This window comes from Nocardiopsis sp. LDBS0036 (assembly GCF_041228755.1).
In the GTDB taxonomy this organism is placed as follows: Bacteria; Actinomycetota; Actinomycetes; order Streptosporangiales; family Streptosporangiaceae; genus Nocardiopsis; species Nocardiopsis dassonvillei.
On the sequence record NZ_CP141103.1, the window covers coordinates 5,908,623 to 5,925,065 of the forward strand.

A 16,443-nucleotide genomic window follows, 5' to 3' on the forward strand; every position below is an offset into this window, starting at 1 on the left:
GCCGTTGTTCGGGGGGAGGACGGGAAAACCGCCGGAACGTATGTGGTGTGCGTCACCAGGGCGGGGGCGGGTCGGCTCAGCGGCGTCCCAGCAACCGCGCCACGGTCAGCCCCCGCAGGGAGGCGTCCAGCACCCGCGCGGTGTGGGTCACCGCCACCGGAGAACCCGCGCGGTCCATGGCGGAGGCTATCTGGAGAGAGCACCCCGGGTTCCCCGACACCAGGACGTCGGCGCCGGTGGAGGCCACGTCCCGCCCCTTGCGGTCGCCGAGCTCGCGGGCGGCCCCGGGCTTGAGCAGGTTGTACACCCCCGCCGAGCCGCAGCAGATCTCGCCGTTGGGCAGGTCGGACACGCGCAGCTCCGGAATCCCCGCGAGCAGGGCCCGGGGCGGCCGGGTGACGCCCTGGCCGTGGGAGAGGTGGCACGCGTCGTGGTAGGCCACGTGCAGGGGGAGGGGATGGCGCTCGGCCCGCGGCCCCAGCTCCACCAGGAACTCGGTGAGGTCCGCGACCCGCTCGGCCTGGGCCCGCCCCCGGCGCACCCAGGCCGGGTCCGCGCCCGCCTCGGTCAGGGTGCGGTCGAAGTGCTTCATGCTGGACCCGCACCCGGCCGAGTTGACCACGATCCGGTCCACCCGCTCGCGTTCGAACACCTCGATCAGGCTCCGGGCGAGGTCGGCCGACTCCTCCATCCGCCCGGCGTGCCCGGACAGGGCCCCGCAGCAGCCCTGGGCGCGGGGGATCACCACGTCGCAGCCCTCCAGAGCCAGCACCCGCGCGGTCGCGGTGTTGACCTCGGGGAAGAACGCCCCCTGCACGCAGCCCACCAGCATGCCCACCCGGGCCCGCGCCCGCCCCACCGCGGGCACCAGCTCCGGCAGCGCGGGAGGGGGAGACGACAGCGGCGGCGAGATGCGCTCCATGGTGGCCAGGGCGGGGGAGACCCGCTCCAGCAGCCCCGTGCGCCGCACCAGCGAGGAGACGCCGCTGGCCTGGTAGGCGCGCAGCGGCCCGCGCAGCAGCCCCAGCCTGCGCCGGTACGGGAACAGCGCGAAGATCGCCCCGCGCAGCGCCCGCTCGCCCGCGGTCCGCTCGTGCTCCCTCTCCACCCGGTGCCGGGTGGTGTCGATGAGCGCGTCGTAGGCCACCCCCGACGGGCAGGCGGACACGCACGCCAGGCAGCCCAGGCAGTTGTCGAAGTGCCCGACCGCGGTCTCGGTCAGCACGTCCTCGGTGTGCGTCTGCGCCATCAGGTGGATCCGCCCGCGCGGCGAGTCCATCTCCTGGCCCCACAGCACGTGGGTGGGACAGGTGGCCAGGCAGAAACCGCAGTGGACGCAGTCGTTGAGCAGATCGGAGAACAGCCGGTCGCGCTCGTCCGCGGTCGTCGGGTCGGTCACGGGCCCTCCCAGGGTGTTCGCACGTGTTCAGATGCCGCCCGCGAAGCGCCCGGGGGCCAGGCGGTGTCCGGGGTCGAGGGAGTCCTTGACCGCCCGCATCAGCGGGAGTCCGGGCACCTCGCCCCACAGGTCCACACCGGCGGCGTGGACGTGCGGTTCCGCGCGCAGCAGGGTCATCGTCCAGCCGGGCACCGAACGCACGCCGTCGAGCGCGGCCGCCACCTCGGCGGCTCCTGTGCCCGGCGGGAAGGACGCGTACAGCGCCCCCGCCCGGGCCGAGCCGGTGACGCCCGCGCCGGACAGCTCGTGCACCCGCACCGCGGCCCGGACGCTCTCGGCGGGCGGCACCGACACCAGGGCGAGCGTGCCCTCGGCGGGCAGCACGCCCCAGCCCTCGGGCAGGGCGTCGGCCACGTCGGGCTCCGCGCCGGCGGCCGCGGCGATCTCGGCCGTCCGCGCCCCGAGGCCGTCCGGGGTGCCCTCCAGTACCACCCGCAGGCTCGCCGAGGGCCAGTCCAGTTCGACCGCCGCGGGCGTCGCCGTGCACCCGCGCAGCGCCGTCAGCAGGCGCTCGGCGTGCTCCGCGTGGGACGCCGGGAGCGTCAGCACGCGCAGGGCCCGGGGGAGCGGGTGCAGGCGGAAGGCCACCGAGGCGATCACGCCCAGGGTGCCCAGGCCGCCGGTGTGCAGCTTGGCCAGGTCGTACCCGGCCACGTTCTTGACCACCCGGCCCCCGCTGCGCGCCACCACGCCGTCGGCGCGCACCACCGTCATCCCGATGACCAGGTCGCGCAGCGCCCCGGTGAGCAGGCGGCGCGGACCGCTCACGCCCGTGGCCACCATCCCGCCCACGGTGCCGCCCACGCGCACGGGGTCCGCCGACAGCCGCTGCCCGGCGGCGGCCAGCACGTCGTACAGTTCGGCCACGGGGGTCCCCGCGCCCACCTCCACCACCAGGTCGCCCGCGATGTGCTCGGTCCACGACAGGTCGGCGGTGTCCACGAGCAGGTCCAGCCCGCGCGGGAGACCGCCCCAGTCCAGGGCCGTGCCCCCGCCGCGCGCGACGACGGTCAGCCCCTCCCGGGCGGCGGACGCCATGACCCGGGCCAGGCCCCGGGTGTCGGCGGGACGCGCCACGCGTGCGGGGACCAGGCCGCCCACCGCGTCGGCGTCGGTCCCCTCCCGCAGGGCCCCGTCCCGGGCGTTCGGCCCCTCGACGAGCGTCACGCGTTCTCCCCCCGTGTTCGTGGTCCGTCCGCGCCTCAGAACTGCTCGGCCCTTCCCGCCTCCACCAGCGGGTGCACCCCCGTGCGCACCCCGGGCCGCTCACCGCACAGGCGCGGGGTGGGCAGCAGCTTGTCCGGGTTGGCGATCCCGTCCGGGTCCAGGGCCCGGCGGAACAGGTCGAAGGTGGCCAGGTCGTCGGGGCCGTACATGCGCGGCATCTTGCACGCCTTGTCCACGCCCACCCCGTGCTCGCCGGTGATGGAGCCGCCGTGCTCGATGCACAGGTCGAGGATGGCGCCGGAGACCTCCTCGGCCCGCTCCGCCGCGCCCGGCTCGGCGTCGTCGAAGAGCACGAGCGGGTGCAGGTTGCCGTCCCCGGCGTGGAAGACGTTGGCGACGCGGATGCCCGAGGCGGCCGACAGTTCGGTGATGCGCCGCAGCACCTCGGGCAGGGCCGTGCGCGGGACGACGCCGTCCTGGACGATGTAGGCGGGGCTGATCCGGCCGACGGCGGCGAAGGCCGACTTGCGGCCCTTCCAGATCCGGGCGCGTTCGTCGGCGTCGCTGGCGGTGCGGGTCTCGAAGGCGCCCGCCTCCGCGCACAGCCGGACGACCTCGGCGAGCTGGGCCTCGACCTCCGCGGCGGGCCCGTCCAGCTCCACGACCAGCACGGCCGCGGCGCCCGCGGGGTAGTCGCAGGCCACGGCCCTCTCGGCGGCCTCGATGGCCAGCGCGTCCATCATCTCCACGGCCGAGGGCAGCACCCCGGCGGAGATGATGGAGCTGACCGCACGGCCTCCCGCGTCCATCGAGGCGAACGCCGACAGCAGGGTGACGGTGCGTTCCGGCGACCGGGTGAGGCCGACGGTGATCCGGGTGGCCACGCCCAGGGTGCCCTCGGAGCCGACGAAGGCCCCGACGAGGTCGTAGCCGTGCGCGCCGGGGTTCTTGCCGCCCAGGCTCACCTGCTCGCCGGAGGGGGTGACGATGTCCAGGCCGCGCACGTGGTTGACGGTGAACCCGTACTTGAGGCAGTGGGCGCCGCCGGAGTTCTCGGCGACGTTGCCGCCCACGGAGCACACCTGCTGGCTGGAGGGGTCGGGCGCGTAGTAGTAGCCGTGGGGCGCGGCGGCGCGGGTGACGTCCAGGTTGGCCACACCGGGTTCGACGACCGCGCACTCGTTCTCGACGTCGATCTCCAGGACGCGGCGCATGCGCGAGGTGACCAGCAGGACGCCCTCGGTGTGGGGGAGCGCTCCCGCGGACAGGCCGGTGCCCGCGCCGCGCGGGACGAAGGGCACGCCGTTCTCGGCGCACAGGCGCACGACGGCGGCGACCTGGTCGGCTGTGGTGGGCAGCACCACGACGCCGGGAAGGGCGCGGTGGTGGGGCAGCCCGTCGCTCTCGTAGGTGCGGCGCTGGGCCGCGTCGGTGAGGACACCGTCCTCGCCGCAGATCCGGCGCAGCCGCGGGACGAGCCCGGCCACGGCCGCCTGCGCCGTATCGGTCTCGGACATGGGCGCCTCCCGGTTCCACCTGCGCGGACACGGACGGTCCCGCCCGCTGGCGGACGCGACCTCGCAAGGTGAACGTACGACTGCACCCCTCGCCTAGGCAAGGGGTGCAGTGGAAGTTGCCTTCCGTCTTATGAAATCAATGCCGGGCTACGGCATGCGCTCGTAGGCGGGCAGCGTCAGGAAGTCGACGTACTCGTCGGCCAGGGCCACCTCGGTGAACAGCTCGCCGGCCTGCTGGTACAGGTCCTCGTCGAAGTCCGCGCCCAGCTGTTCGCGGATGGCGGCGAGCTCCTCGTCGATGATCCCCCGGACCAGGTCGGCGGTGACCTTGGGGCCGTTGTCGAGCGTGATGTCGTTGTGCAGCCACTGCCAGACCTGGGAGCGCGAGATCTCGGCGGTCGCGGCGTCCTCCATGAGGTTGTGGATGGCCACCGCGCCGTTGCCGCCCATCCACGTCGCCAGGTACTGCAGGGCGACGTTGACGTTGCCGCGCAGGCCCGCGAGGGTGACGCCGCCCGGGGTCCTGTCCACGGCCAGCAGGTCCTCGGCCGAGACCTCGACCTCGGGGCGCTGCTTGTCGATCTGGTGGGGGCGCTCGCCCAGGACGCCGTCGAAGACCTCCATGGCCACCGGGACCAGACCCGGGTGGGCGACCCAGGAGCCGTCGAAGCCGTCGCCGGACTCGCGGGACTTGTCGTCGCGGACCTTGGCGAAGGCGGTCCTGTTGACCTCCTCGTCCCTGCGGGAGGGGATGAAGGCCGCCATGCCGCCGATGGCGTGGGCACCGCGCTTGTGGCAGGTCTTGACCAGCAGTTCGGTGTAGGCGCGCATCATCGGCGCGGTCATCGTGACGGCGTTGCGCTCGGGCAGCAGGAACCTGCGGCCGCGGGTGCGGTGCGTCTTGATGATGCTGAACAGGTAGTCCCAGCGGCCCGCGTTGAGGCCCGCGGAGTGCTCGCGCAGCTCGTAGAGGATCTCCTCCATCTCGAACGCGGCCGGGATGGTCTCGATGAGGCAGGTCGCGCGGATGGTGCCGCGCGGGATGCCCAGGCGCTCCTGGGCCAGGACGAAGACGTCGTTCCACAGGCGCGCCTCGAGGTGGCTCTGCATCTTGGGCAGGTAGAAGTAGGGTCCCCTGCCCTTGGCGATCTGGCGCTGGGCGCAGTGGAAGAAGTAGAGGGCGAAGTCCAGCAGGCCGCCGCTGACGCGCTGGCCGTCCACGAGGACGTGCTTCTCGTCCAGGTGCCAGCCGCGCGGGCGCACGACGACGGTGGCGAGCTCGCCGTCCTCCTTCAGGGCGTAGGTCTTGCCCTGGGGGGAGGTGAAGTCGATGGTGCGGTCGAGGGCGTCGCGCAGGTTGAGCTGGCCCCCGATCATGTTCTCCCACAGCGGGGTGTTGGCGTCCTCGAAGTCGGCCAGCCACACCTTGGCGCCGGAGTTGAGCGCGTTGATGGTCATCTTGCGGTCGGTGGGGCCGGTGATCTCCACGCGGCGGTCCGTGATGCCCGGGGCGGGAGGGGCGACCCGCCAGCTGTCGTCCTCACGGATGTGCTTGGTCTCGGGGAGGAAGTCGAGGTCGGCCCCGGCCGAGATCTGCTCCTGCCTGGCCGCCCGGGCTTCGAGGAGCTCCTGGCGGCGCGCCTCGAAGGCGCGGTGCAGCTCGGCGACGAGGGCGAGGGCGTCCTCGGTGAGGATCTCGTCGAACCGTTCGTGGAGGGGGCCGGTGATCTCGACCCCGTGCGTGGCGCCCATGGAAAACCTTCCGCAATACGAAATAAGCTTTTGGTATGTGGAAAACGAAGCTACCGTCCGGTTCGCGGACGGTCAACGTCGCGCGTGTCTCACTGACCGGGGAGTTTCCCTGGTTGGGAAGGTCGCAAAAACTTCTCCCGCGACTTCGGCGCCCGTCGTCGGGACGGACACGGGATCCGGCCCCGATCCCGTGGAGTGTCGTGCCCGCCGTGCCCTGCGATAATTCAGGTGCCCTCGCGAAGGTGAGATGCCACCATCGTCAGGGCGCCCGCCACCGCCCGGTCGCGGGAAGAATCGCGGCGGCGGCCACGTTGACCCACCTGGAGGGATATGAATACAGCTGACACCCGCGGAAGCGTCCACGACGGCCACGAGGCCGAGGACGCGTTCCGCGAGGCGATCACCGTCGGGGACGGGGTCGACGCACACGACGCGTCCCGCGAGGCCAAGGCCACCGGCGGCGACCGCTACGACGACCCGGACAACGCCCCCGACCAGGGCGAGATGGAACTCGCCGAGCGCCACGCGCTGCGCCGGGTTCCGGGACTGTCCACCGAACTCACCGACGTCACCGAGGTCGAGTACCGCTCCCTGAGGCTGGAGCGCGTCATCCTCATCGGCGTGTGGACCAGCGGCTCACAGGCCGACGCGGACAACTCGCTCACCGAGCTCGCCGCCCTGTCCGAGACCGCGGGCGCGCTCGTGCTGGAGGGGGTCACCCAGCGTCGGTCCAAGCCCGACCCCGCCACCTACGTCGGCAAGGGCAAGGCCGCCGAGCTGCGCGACATCGTGGAGGCCACCGGCGCCGACACCGTGATCTGCGACGGGGAACTCACCCCCGGCCAGCTGCGCCAGCTGGAGGACGTGGTCAAGGTCAAGGTGATCGACCGCACGGCCCTGATCCTGGACATCTTCGCCCAGCACGCGCGCAGCAGCGAGGGCAAGGCCCAGGTCGAACTCGCCCAGCTCAGCTACCTGCTGCCGCGACTGCGCGGCTGGGGTGACGCCCTGTCCCGTCAGGCGGGCGGCTCCGGCGGCGGTGGCGCGGGCGGCGGCGTGGGCCTGCGCGGCCCGGGTGAGACCAAGATCGAGACCGACCGCCGGCGCATCAACGACAAGATGGCCAAGCTGCGCCGCCAGCTCGCCCACATGCGCACCGCCCGCGACGTCAAGCGCGACGTCCGGCGCACCCGCTCGGTGCCGTCCGTGGCCATCGCCGGGTACACCAACGCGGGCAAGTCGAGCCTGCTCAACCGGCTGACCGGCGCCGGAGTCCTGGTCGAGAACGCCCTGTTCGCCACCCTGGACCCGACCGTGCGCCAGGCCCGCACGCCCGACGGCCGCGGGTTCACGCTCAGCGACACCGTCGGCTTCGTCCGGCACCTGCCGCACCAGCTCGTGGAGGCCTTCCGCTCCACCCTGGAGGAGGTCGCCGACTCCGACCTGGTCCTGCACGTGGTCGACGGGTCCCACCCCGACCCCGAGAGCCAGATCAGCGCGGTCCGGCACGTCTTCGCCGACATCGACGCCGGTGACGTGCCCGAGCTCATCGTGGTCAACAAGGTGGACGCCGCCGACCCCGACGTGCTCAAGGCGCTGCGTACCCGCTACCCGGACATGGTCGAGGTGTCGGCCCGTACCGGCGAGGGCGTTCCCGCGCTGGTGGAGGCGGTCGCCGCGGCGCTGCCCGAGCTGGCGCACGAGGTGCGGGCGCTCGTCCCGTACTCGCGGGGCGACCTCATCGCCCGGATCCACGAGGAGGGGCGCATCCTCAGCGAGGAGCACACCGCCGAGGGCACGGCGATCCACGCCTTCGTGCCGGCCCTGCTCGCAGGCAGACTCGACGAGTACACGCCCAGCACGGCCTGAGGCACGCGCGGTCCGCCGCGCACGGCCGGGGCGCTCCCCACGGGGCGCCCCGGCCTCGCCGTGTCCGGGGGGCGGGTCCCGACGGCGCACGAACGCGCCCCGGTGAGGCGGGCATACGCGAACACCCAGCTCACCGAGGTCGCCGGTGGCACCGATCACCCGGTGTGCCCGTGACCTTTGTTGGGAGGGCGTCCTATTAGTCCTCCCGGGGAGGTGTACACGGAGTCCGCGGATGGACTACGGTTTTGGAGCACTGGCCGACAGTGGCCGCTGTCCCGCGACAGCCGACCCCTCTGCCACTGTCACGGCACCGCGGCGGCCGCAGGCCGCTCCCCACCGGCTCTGTCGGACCGCTCCAGATACGAGGTCGCCATGTCCGCCCGTGTATCCCACGACCGTGTCCCGCAGCCGCACCGGCGGACCTGACCGGCGAGGGCGGACGACCCCATGACGGCGGTACTCCTCAGCAACATCGGTCGGCTGTGGACCGGGAGCGAGCTGATCACCAAGGCCGCGCTCCTGATGGACGACGACCGGGTGGCCTGGGTCGGGCCCGCCGCCGAGCTCCCCCAGAGCATTCCGGGCGTGGTGGACGACCTCACCGACGTCGACGACGTCGTCAACATCGGCGGCGGCATGATCACCCCGGGGCTGATCGACGCCCACTGCCACCCGGTGTACGCGGGGGACCGCTACGCCGAGGTCAACATGTGGGCCAAGGGCGCCTCCAAGGGGGACATCTTCGCGGCCGGGGGCGGTGTCTCCACCACCGTCACCATCACCCGGGGTACCGATCCCTGGACCCTGTGCAATGCGGTCCGCGAACGGCTCCGGCACTGGGTGCTGACCGGCACCACCACCGTGGAGGCCAAGACCGGCTACCACCTGACCAGGGACGGCGAACTGGCCGACGTGCGCCTGCTGCGCTCCCTGGAGGAGGAGCCGGGCATGCCGCGCCTGCACGTCACCTTCTTCCCCGCGCACGGGGTGCCGCCCGAGTTCTTCGGCAGACCCAGGGAGTACGCGGCCACCGCCGCCTCCTGGCTCAGCGACGCCGCGCTGGCCGGTGCCGACGGGGTGGACGTGTACTGCGACAACCAGCAGTTCACCACCGAGGACGCCCGCATGCTGCTGGGGGTGGGCCAGTCCGCGGGGCTGCGCACCACCCTGCACGCCTGCTCGCGCCCCCGGCACGGCGCCGTGCGCATGGCCGCCGAGATCGGCTGCTCCTCGGTGGACCTGCTGCACGAGACCGACGAGCAGGACGTCCTGGCGCTGGCCGCCACCCGCACACCGGTGGTGGCCTGCCCGACGACCTCGCTGCACGAGCGCCGCACCCCGCCGGTGCGGGCGCTGCTCGACCACGGCGTGCCCATCGGGCTGGGCACCGACCACAACCCCGGCCAGTCGGGCACGATGTCGATGCCGCTGGTGATCTCGCTGGCCATCTCCATGTTCGAGATGACCGTGCAGGAGGCCCTGTACGCCGCCACGGTGGGCAGCGCACGCGCCCTGGGCCTGACCGACCGGGGCGTGCTCGCGCCCGGGAGCCTGGCCGACCTCGTCCAGTGGGACGCCGACCACGAGGGCGCCTTCGCCTGGTCGATGGGCCTCAACACCCTGCGGGTGTGGCAGGGCGGCAGGACCATCCGCTGAGGCGTCGCCGCCGGCGCCCGAAGCGGCCCTTCGAGCCTGCCGCTAACGCGTGCCGCGGGCCCGGGCGATCTCGATGACGGCCCGCTCCAGCGCGTACTCGGGGTCGCGTCCGGCGCCCTTGATGAGGGCGTCGGTCTCGGCGACCACCGCCATGGCCCGGGTGACCCCCGCCGGGCTCCACCCCCGCGCCTGCTGACGCAGGGTCCGCAGCTTCCACGGCGGGACCTTGGCGCGCTTGGCCAGATCCGCCTCGGACATGCCGCGCGGCGGCTGGGCGGCCACGGCTATGCCGCGCACCGCACCGGCCAGCGCGCTGTTGATGAGCACCGGGGCGGTACCCACCGCCAGCGACCAGCGCAACTGCTCCAGCGCCTCGGGCAGGCGCCCCTCCACGGCGCGGTCGGCCACGGTGAACCCCGAGGCCTCCGCCCTGCCGGAGTGGTACCTGGCCACCGCCGCGGCGTCCACCCGGCCCTCGGTGTCGGCGATCAGCTGGGTGCAGGCCGCCGCGATCTCGCGCAGCTCACTGCCGACCGCGTCCACCAGCGCCTGCGCGGCGTCGGCGGTGATCTGGCGCCCCGCCTGGGAGAACTCGCCCTTGACGAAGGCCACCCGTTCGGCGGGCTTGCTCGGCCCCTTGCAGTCCACACGGTGGGCGCCCGCCTTGACCGCGGCCTGGAGCAGTGCCTTGCCCTTGTTGCCGCCCGCGTGGGTGAGCACGAGGTTGACGTCGTCGGCAGGGTCCCCGAGGTAGTCGGTGACGGTCGCCGCCAGGTCCTTGGTCAGGTCCTGGGACGAGCGCAGTACCACCACCCGCCGGTCGCCGAACAGCGAGGGCGAGGTCACCTCGACGAGTGTGGACATCCCCACCTGGGCGGGCACCAGGTCGTGGACGTCCACGCCGGGATCGGCCTCGCGGACCGCCGCGACGACGGAGGCGACGGCACGGTCGACGAGGAGTTCCTCGTCCCCGACGATGATCGTGAGCAGGGCGGGTGCAGGCATACACAGAGGATGCCACGCCCCACCGACCAGCCGTGCGCCCGTCGCGCGGTCGGCGGACGCGCTACCGCCCCCTCGTCCGCACCGCCCGTGACCGGTGAGCCCCGTACCCGGCTCCTCCCGTGGCCCCCTACCGTGCTGTCCTCCGCCGCGCTGCTTTCCACGGCTCCGTCTCCTACCGTGCGGGGTCGGGCCCGCGCACCACGGCCTGCCCGGGCCCGGAACCGCCGCCGTCCAACACGGCCACGTCCCCGTCCCGGTCGGTGCGCAGGTTCACCCGCGCCACCCGTTCCAGGATGTTCCACGTGAACGGCGCCGGATGCCCGTAGGTGTTGTCCGCGCCCACCGAGGTCACCGACACCACCGGGTCGGTGGCCTCCAGAAAGGCCGGTTCCTGGCTCCCCGCCCCGTGGTGGGGCACGGCCAGCACGGTCACCCGCAACAGGTCGGCGTCCGGTCCCTCCAGCAGCCTTCCCTGCGCCTCCTCCTCGATGTCACCGGTCAGTAGCACCGTCAGCGCCGTCCCGTCCGCCCGGACCACCACCGAGGAGTCGTTCACCGAACCCGTGAAGCCGGGCTCGGGCCACAGCACGCGCAGCAGCCACGGCCCCACCCGCAGCCGCTGACCCCGCGCGGCCTCCAACAACCGCACCCCGGCCTCGGCCAGCAGCCGCCCCGTGCCGCTCTCCCCGAACCCCGGCGGCGCCAGCGCGGCCCCCACGCTCCGGTGCCGCAGCACCCCGGGCGTTCCGTCCACGTGGTCGGCGTGGTCGTGGCTCAGGATCAGCAGCGCGACCTCGCGCACTCCCAGCCGCCCCAGGCAGTCGTCCACCCGGTCCGGGTCCTCGCCGGTGTCGGCGACCACCGCCGAGCCCGGGCCCGCCGACAGCACGAACGCGGTGCCCTGGCCCACGTCGCACGCCACCAGGGCCCACCCCGGGGGCGGCCATCCGCCCGGCACGCACCGCGCGGCCAGGGCCAGCAGCAGCACGGCCGCCACCACGGCGGCCACGACACGGCGCAACCGCCCGTGCGTGAACACCAGCGCCGCCAGCACGGCGGCCAGGACCAGCCCTCCCACCAGGTCCGACCGCCACGCCAGCGCGCCGTGCGGCACCCGCGCGCCCGCACCGGCCACCGCCGCGATCCACGACACCCCCAGCCCGGGCAGGTGCGCGGCCACCGCCGCCGCCCCCGGCCACACCACCGCCAGTGCCGCCACCGCCGTCCCCGCCACCGTCACCGCCGCGACCACCGGAGCGGCCAGTACGTTGGCCGGAACCGCGATCCACGACAGCTCGCCCGAGAGCAGGACCAGCACGGGCGAGACCGCCACCTGCGCGGCCAGGGCCACCGCCAACGCCTCCGCCACCGGACGCGGCAGGCGCGCCGACCACGCCCGCGTCCACGGCGGCACCAGCAGCAGGATGCCCGCGGTCGCCAGCACCGACAGCGCGAACCCGAAGGAGGCGGCCAGCCCCGGCGCGACGAACAGCACCCCGACGACCGTGACGGCCAGCGCACCGAGCCCCGCGTGGGCGCGCCCCGTGGCCAGCGCCAGCAGACCCAGCGACCCCATGAACGCCGCGCGTACCACGCTCGGCTCCGGGCGGCACACCAGGACGAACACCCAGATCACCGCCGCGCCGCCCGCCACCGAGCACCACGGGGGCGTCCGCAGCAGCCGGGTGAGCGCCAGCACGAAGCCGGTCAGCACCGCCAGGTTGGCCCCCGAGACGGTCAGCAGGTGCGTCATCCCGGTCTCCCGGAAGTCCTCGGCGGTCTCCGGCGGCACCCCGGACGCGTCGCCGACGATCAGCGCGGGAAGGAGCCCGGCCTCGGGCTGGGACAGCCCCGAGGAGGCCTCCCGCAGCCGCTCCCGCACCAGACCGGCGAAGCTCTGCAGACCCCCGGGCCGCCCCACCTCCTCCGGCGGCCCGCGCACCAGGACCAGGGCGGCGGTGAGGGGATCGTCCTCCGTGCCGAGGAAGACGCCCCGCGCCCGGAAGGTCTGCCCGGGCAGCAGTTCGCGCCACTCCTCCTCCGAGGCCAGGACCACCACCGGCGCCGCGGACGCCCGCTCGGTCCCCCCGGACCGCACCCACGCGGTACGGGCGTCGATCACCCAGCCCGCCCTGCCCGGCCGGGGAGTCCCCGACCGCGGGCGCGGATCGGACGTCACCACGGCCTCGAACTCCGCCTCGCGCCCCTGCTCCGCCGCCTCCCCGGCCGCGCTCCGCTCCACCCGGTGCACCTGCACACCGGCCACCGCCGCCACCGTGGCCGCACAGGCCAGCGACGCCGCGGCGGTGAGCGCCACCGCCTCCAGCGGCGGACGCGCCGCCGCCAGGAGCACCACCGCCGCACCGGCCCCCGCGACCCCGGCCAGGGACCACGCGGCCCACGGCGGGGCGGAGAGCGCCGCCAGCGCGGCCAGCCAGGCCGTCGCCGCGGGCGCCAGCAGGCGCAGGTCGGGCGGCTCGTCCAGCCCGTAGGCGTCCGTCCCCAGCCATGTCGTCACCGCCGCTCACCCCACCGTCACGTGGGGTTGGAGGTCGGCGAGGGTCTTGTCGCCGATCCGGTCCACGTTGAGCAGGTCGTCGACGCTCCGGAAGGGGCCGTGCTCCTCGCGGTAGGAGACGATGTTGTCGGCGATCACCGCGCCGATCCCGGGCAGGGTCTCCAGTAGGGCCCGGTCCGCCCGGTTGATGTCCACCAGCCCTCCGGCCCCCTGGGGACCGCTCCCGGTGACGCCCGCGCCCGCGGGCACGGGGACGCCCACCAGGACCTGTTCACCGTCCACCAGCGGACGGGCCAGGTTGAGCAGGTCGAGGTCGGCGTCGGGCAGCGCGCCACCGGCCTCCTCCACGGCGTCGGCCACCCGCGACCCCGACGGGAGCGTGTACAGCCCGGGGTCGGACACCTCACCGCCCACGTGCACCACGAGGTCATCCTTCGGCGCCGCGTCCCCGGCCGCTCCGGTGTCCGCGTCCCCGGCCTGCGCCCCCGCCTCCAGCGCAGGGGACCGAGCGCCGTCGCCCTCCGCCGCGGGCACGGGCGCGGCACGGGTGACCATCTCGGGTGCGGGCACCGTGGTCGGCCGGTGGTACAGCGTCAGCACCAGCACGACGGCCAGGGCGCCCAGCACGGCCAGGACGATCACCGCCCGACGGGACAGCGCCGCCCGCGGCGGCCATCGCAGTGCCAGCCGTTCCAGGAGCGAGCCGGACGGCTCGGGGTCGAACTCCGCGTACCCCGACGGCGGGCGCTCCGGGCGCCGGTGCCGTCCTTCTGCCGGGTCGGGCCACGGCTCCGGACCGGGTGCGCCCTCCGACGTGCCGGCACGTCGGGCGGACAGGGCGGTCCCGGGGGCCGGCTCCTCCCCGGTGTCCCGCTTGACGGGCCCTGCGGTCCTCGCGCCCCGGTTCTCCCCCGAGGTCCGCGGTGCGGGCACGGTCGCCTCCCCCTCCCGGTTCACCACGCAGGGCCGGGGCGCGGTCGCCGTGGCCTTCCCGTTCCGGTTCCCTTCCGAGGTCCATGGGCCGGGCAGGGCCGCCTGTCCGCCCCGGTTCTCCCCCGAGGTCCGCGGGACGGGTACCGTCGCCTCTCCAGTCCGGCTCCCCTCGGACGGACCCCGCACGGCCGCAGACCTGCCCGGGGCGGAACGAGGGGGAGCGGTCACGCCGAGCAGGTCGTCGGGGTGGCGCTCGGGCCAGGCCTTCGAGGGCACGGGACCCGTGCCGGGAGCGGGCGGCGCGTCCGGAGGCCGATGGGTATCGGCCTCGGCGCTTCCCGGGGGCCGACGCCTTCCAGCCTGATCCGGGGCGGACCGGGCCGAGAACCGGCCTTCTTCCCCGGCGGCGGTCGTCCCCGGGGCGACCGGCCTGGCCTGCCTCCGGCCCGGGCGGTCACCGGAGGCGCTCCCGCCCCGCTGGCCCGGGCTCGGAGACCAGGTCACGGCGCCCTCGTGGGCCTCCGGCCGCTGGGGGCCGGTGACCGGACCTCGGCGGGGCGCGGCCTCGGAACGGCCTGTGCCCTCCGGGCAGGGTGCGCCGCCAGACGCCGCCGGACGGTACGGGGCGTGCGTCCCGGCCACCGCGTACGGCGCGCTCGGGATCGCCGGGACACCACGGGGAGGCGGCGCGGGCTGCGCGTGCGAGCGGGGGATACGCGCGCGCAGGCGCCGGGCGGCCGGTGAGGCGTCCAGGGTGAGCGCGCGGAGTCGGTCCTGCTGGTCGGTCGAGGGGGAGTGGCGCCGGTTGCGGCGCTGAACAGTCATAAGACCACGTTAGGAAGCCGGAAACGCTGTGTCAGCAGCCGATTCCAAGCTGTGGACAACTCCCGCCCGGGCCTCCTCGACCTGCGCGGACGGCGGTGGGCGGCATCGTCCGGCGCACGAAAAAACCCGGCCCGGTGCGTGCGCACCGGGCCGGGTCGAGCCTCAGTCTCAGGCGGACTGCAGGGAGTGCAGACGCTTGGCGATCGCGCTCTTGCGGTTCGCGGCCTGGTTCTGGTGGATGACGCCCTTGCTGGTGGCCTTGTCCAGCGCGCGAGCGGCGGCGCGCTGGGCGACGGTGGCCTTCTCGACGTCCCCGGCCTCGGCAGCCTCACGGAACTTGCGGACGGCCGTCTTCAGCGAGGAGCGCACCGCCTGGTTGCGGACACGAGCCTTCTCGTTCTGCCGAATGCGCTTCTTCTGCGACTTGATGTTCGCCATGCGAAAACGTGCTCCAGTTGATCTTGGTCATCGCGCCGACCGGACCAGGCGGCCCGACCCGCGGGCAGCCGTTCCGCGAGGGGCCGGCGTGGGCGCCGACGCAGGGTGTGTGAGTCCACAGGGCCCGAGGCCAATGTGGAAGTCCGAGACACGGACTTCCAGTATGCCTCACACGGGATACCGCTCGTGCCCTCAAGTGCCCTCAAATGCCCTCGGAGGACCTCACCAGCCCCGGGCTTTCGCGGCAGGGGCCTGCAAGCTTTACCTGTGGTCACTCCCGCGGCCTCTTGTTCTCAGCGGCCCTCAAGCCCCGCCGTCGTCTTTCCCTAGGACAGCAGCCACCCCTCCGTGTAGGCCGTCACGTCCTCCTCGGTCGCCTCGTCCCCCAGGTAGAAGGCCACCCCCAGGGTCATCCCCTCCGGCGGATCGGCCTCGGTCACGCCCAGCCGGACGGCCTCCAGCGCGGTCGCCAACGATTCGTCCGCCTCCTCCGGCGCCCACTCGCCACCGCCGTACGTGGGCAGCCCGAACCGCACCGCCACGCCCTCACGCGCGCGCAGGGCGGTCACCGCCTCGGTCACCTGCCGCACCATGAACCCGCCGTACAGCGCGTCGCCGGGCATTCCCGCCCCCACACCCGGCAGCACGACCTCGTCGGCGTGCTCGGTCACCCGGTCCAGGTAGCCCTTGGACCAGTACCTCTCCTCGCGCTCCATGACGAAGGAGGGCACCCGACCGCCCGGCACCAGCTCCACGTGGTGGGCCTGCACCGACAGCACGGGTTCCCCGCCCAGCTCCTCGCGCACCATCGACATGAGCGCGGGGATCGACGGGTCGTTGACGGTCACCGGGCGGATCTCCAGGTGCACGCCCGCGAACCCGTCCGAAGCCACCCCGGCGACCGCCGGGGCGAGCGCCGCGCGGGCCTGTTCGTCGAGCCGGTCCCGCAGCAGCGAGGACCCGCTCTCCACGTGCCGCAGCCACGCCAGCGCGCGCACGTCGGGGTACTCCCGCTCCAGCCAGGACAGCAGGGAACCGGTGTCCTCCACCCGCTCGACCGCGCCCTCGGCGTCGATCTCGCCCGCGTACACGTACACCGTGTCCACCCCGCCGGTGTCGAGCACCCGCGCCAGGGGACCGGTGTCCTCCCAGGAGCCCACCCAGGCCGCGTCGGAGCCCCGGGAGACCGCCCACGGCGCCGGTTCACCCGAGAACTGGAAGGCCAGCAGGGCCCCCGCGCCGGCCACCACGACCGCGATCGCGGCCACACCCGCCAGCAACCGTGTCAACAGCCACTTCAACCG

The 16,443-nt window shown here is 74.2% G+C and carries 11 protein-coding genes; 2 read left to right on the forward strand and 9 right to left on the reverse strand.

The window, feature by feature from the left end; all coding sequences use genetic code 11:
* Positions 1-76 precede the first annotated feature (76 nt).
* From UIS43_RS25145 to aceB, 4 genes are all read right to left on the reverse strand, one after another.
* Positions 77-1,399, reverse strand: coding sequence for a (Fe-S)-binding protein (locus UIS43_RS25145; RefSeq protein WP_370011926.1), 1,323 nt, complete (start codon positions 1,397-1,399; stop codon positions 77-79).
* Between the two features lie 27 nt (positions 1,400-1,426).
* On the reverse strand, positions 1,427-2,626 hold the full coding sequence (locus UIS43_RS25150; RefSeq protein WP_013151733.1) for an FAD-binding oxidoreductase: 1,200 nt from the start codon (positions 2,624-2,626) through the stop codon (positions 1,427-1,429).
* A 35-nt stretch (positions 2,627-2,661) separates the two neighbouring features.
* Positions 2,662-4,143, reverse strand: a complete 1,482-nt coding sequence (locus tag UIS43_RS25155) for an FAD-linked oxidase C-terminal domain-containing protein (RefSeq protein ID WP_117199036.1) — start codon at positions 4,141-4,143, stop codon at positions 2,662-2,664.
* A gap of 147 nt (positions 4,144-4,290) precedes the next feature.
* Positions 4,291-5,895 carry a malate synthase A gene (gene aceB, locus UIS43_RS25160; RefSeq protein WP_370011928.1) on the reverse strand — a complete coding sequence of 535 codons (1,605 nt, stop codon included), beginning with the start codon at positions 5,893-5,895 and terminating at the stop codon, positions 4,291-4,293.
* A gap of 330 nt (positions 5,896-6,225) precedes the next feature.
* On the opposite strand from aceB, the gene hflX reads away from it, so the two are divergent.
* Together hflX and UIS43_RS25170 are read left to right on the forward strand one after the other, a co-directional pair.
* Positions 6,226-7,764, forward strand: a complete 1,539-nt coding sequence (gene hflX, locus UIS43_RS25165) for a GTPase HflX (protein WP_013151736.1) — start codon at positions 6,226-6,228, stop codon at positions 7,762-7,764.
* Positions 7,765-8,211: 447 nt separating this feature from the next.
* The gene (locus UIS43_RS25170; protein WP_013151737.1) at positions 8,212-9,420 is read left to right on the forward strand and encodes an amidohydrolase family protein; all 1,209 of its coding nucleotides are present in this window, start codon (positions 8,212-8,214) and stop codon (positions 9,418-9,420) included.
* 42 nt (positions 9,421-9,462) lie between these two features.
* Here UIS43_RS25170 and holA read toward each other — a convergent pair whose 3' ends face one another.
* The 5 genes from holA to UIS43_RS25195 all read right to left on the reverse strand — a co-directional run bounded on the left by holA (position 9,463) and on the right by UIS43_RS25195 (position 16,440).
* Entirely contained in the window at positions 9,463-10,425 is a 963-nt protein-coding gene (holA, locus tag UIS43_RS25175) for a DNA polymerase III subunit delta (RefSeq protein ID WP_013151738.1), read from the reverse strand.
* A gap of 172 nt (positions 10,426-10,597) precedes the next feature.
* A complete protein-coding gene (locus UIS43_RS25180; RefSeq protein WP_370011930.1) occupies positions 10,598-12,943 on the reverse strand; it encodes a ComEC/Rec2 family competence protein in 2,346 nt (781 codons plus the stop codon).
* A 6-nt stretch (positions 12,944-12,949) separates the two neighbouring features.
* Positions 12,950-13,876 carry a helix-hairpin-helix domain-containing protein gene (locus UIS43_RS25185; protein ID WP_370011931.1) on the reverse strand — a complete coding sequence of 309 codons (927 nt, stop codon included), beginning with the start codon at positions 13,874-13,876 and terminating at the stop codon, positions 12,950-12,952.
* 993 nt (positions 13,877-14,869) lie between these two features.
* The gene (rpsT, locus tag UIS43_RS25190; protein ID WP_013151741.1) at positions 14,870-15,139 is read right to left on the reverse strand and encodes a 30S ribosomal protein S20; all 270 of its coding nucleotides are present in this window, start codon (positions 15,137-15,139) and stop codon (positions 14,870-14,872) included.
* 326 nt (positions 15,140-15,465) lie between these two features.
* Positions 15,466-16,440 carry a hypothetical protein gene (locus UIS43_RS25195; RefSeq protein WP_117199089.1) on the reverse strand — a complete coding sequence of 325 codons (975 nt, stop codon included), beginning with the start codon at positions 16,438-16,440 and terminating at the stop codon, positions 15,466-15,468.
* Positions 16,441-16,443: the final 3 nt, after the last annotated feature.

Excerpts from the sequence above, each read along its gene's own strand:
- hflX (WP_013151736.1), top strand. The coding sequence starts at position 6,226 with ATGAATACAGCTGACACCCGCGGAAGCGTCCACGACGGCCACGAGGCC.
- holA (WP_013151738.1), bottom strand. The coding sequence starts at position 10,425 with ATGCCTGCACCCGCCCTGCTCACGATCATCGTCGGGGACGAGGAACTC.
- UIS43_RS25170 (WP_013151737.1), top strand. The coding sequence starts at position 8,212 with ATGACGGCGGTACTCCTCAGCAACATCGGTCGGCTGTGGACCGGGAGC.
- rpsT (WP_013151741.1), bottom strand. The coding sequence starts at position 15,139 with ATGGCGAACATCAAGTCGCAGAAGAAGCGCATTCGGCAGAACGAGAAG.
- UIS43_RS25155 (WP_117199036.1), bottom strand. The coding sequence starts at position 4,143 with ATGTCCGAGACCGATACGGCGCAGGCGGCCGTGGCCGGGCTCGTCCCG.
- aceB (WP_370011928.1), bottom strand. The coding sequence starts at position 5,895 with ATGGGCGCCACGCACGGGGTCGAGATCACCGGCCCCCTCCACGAACGG.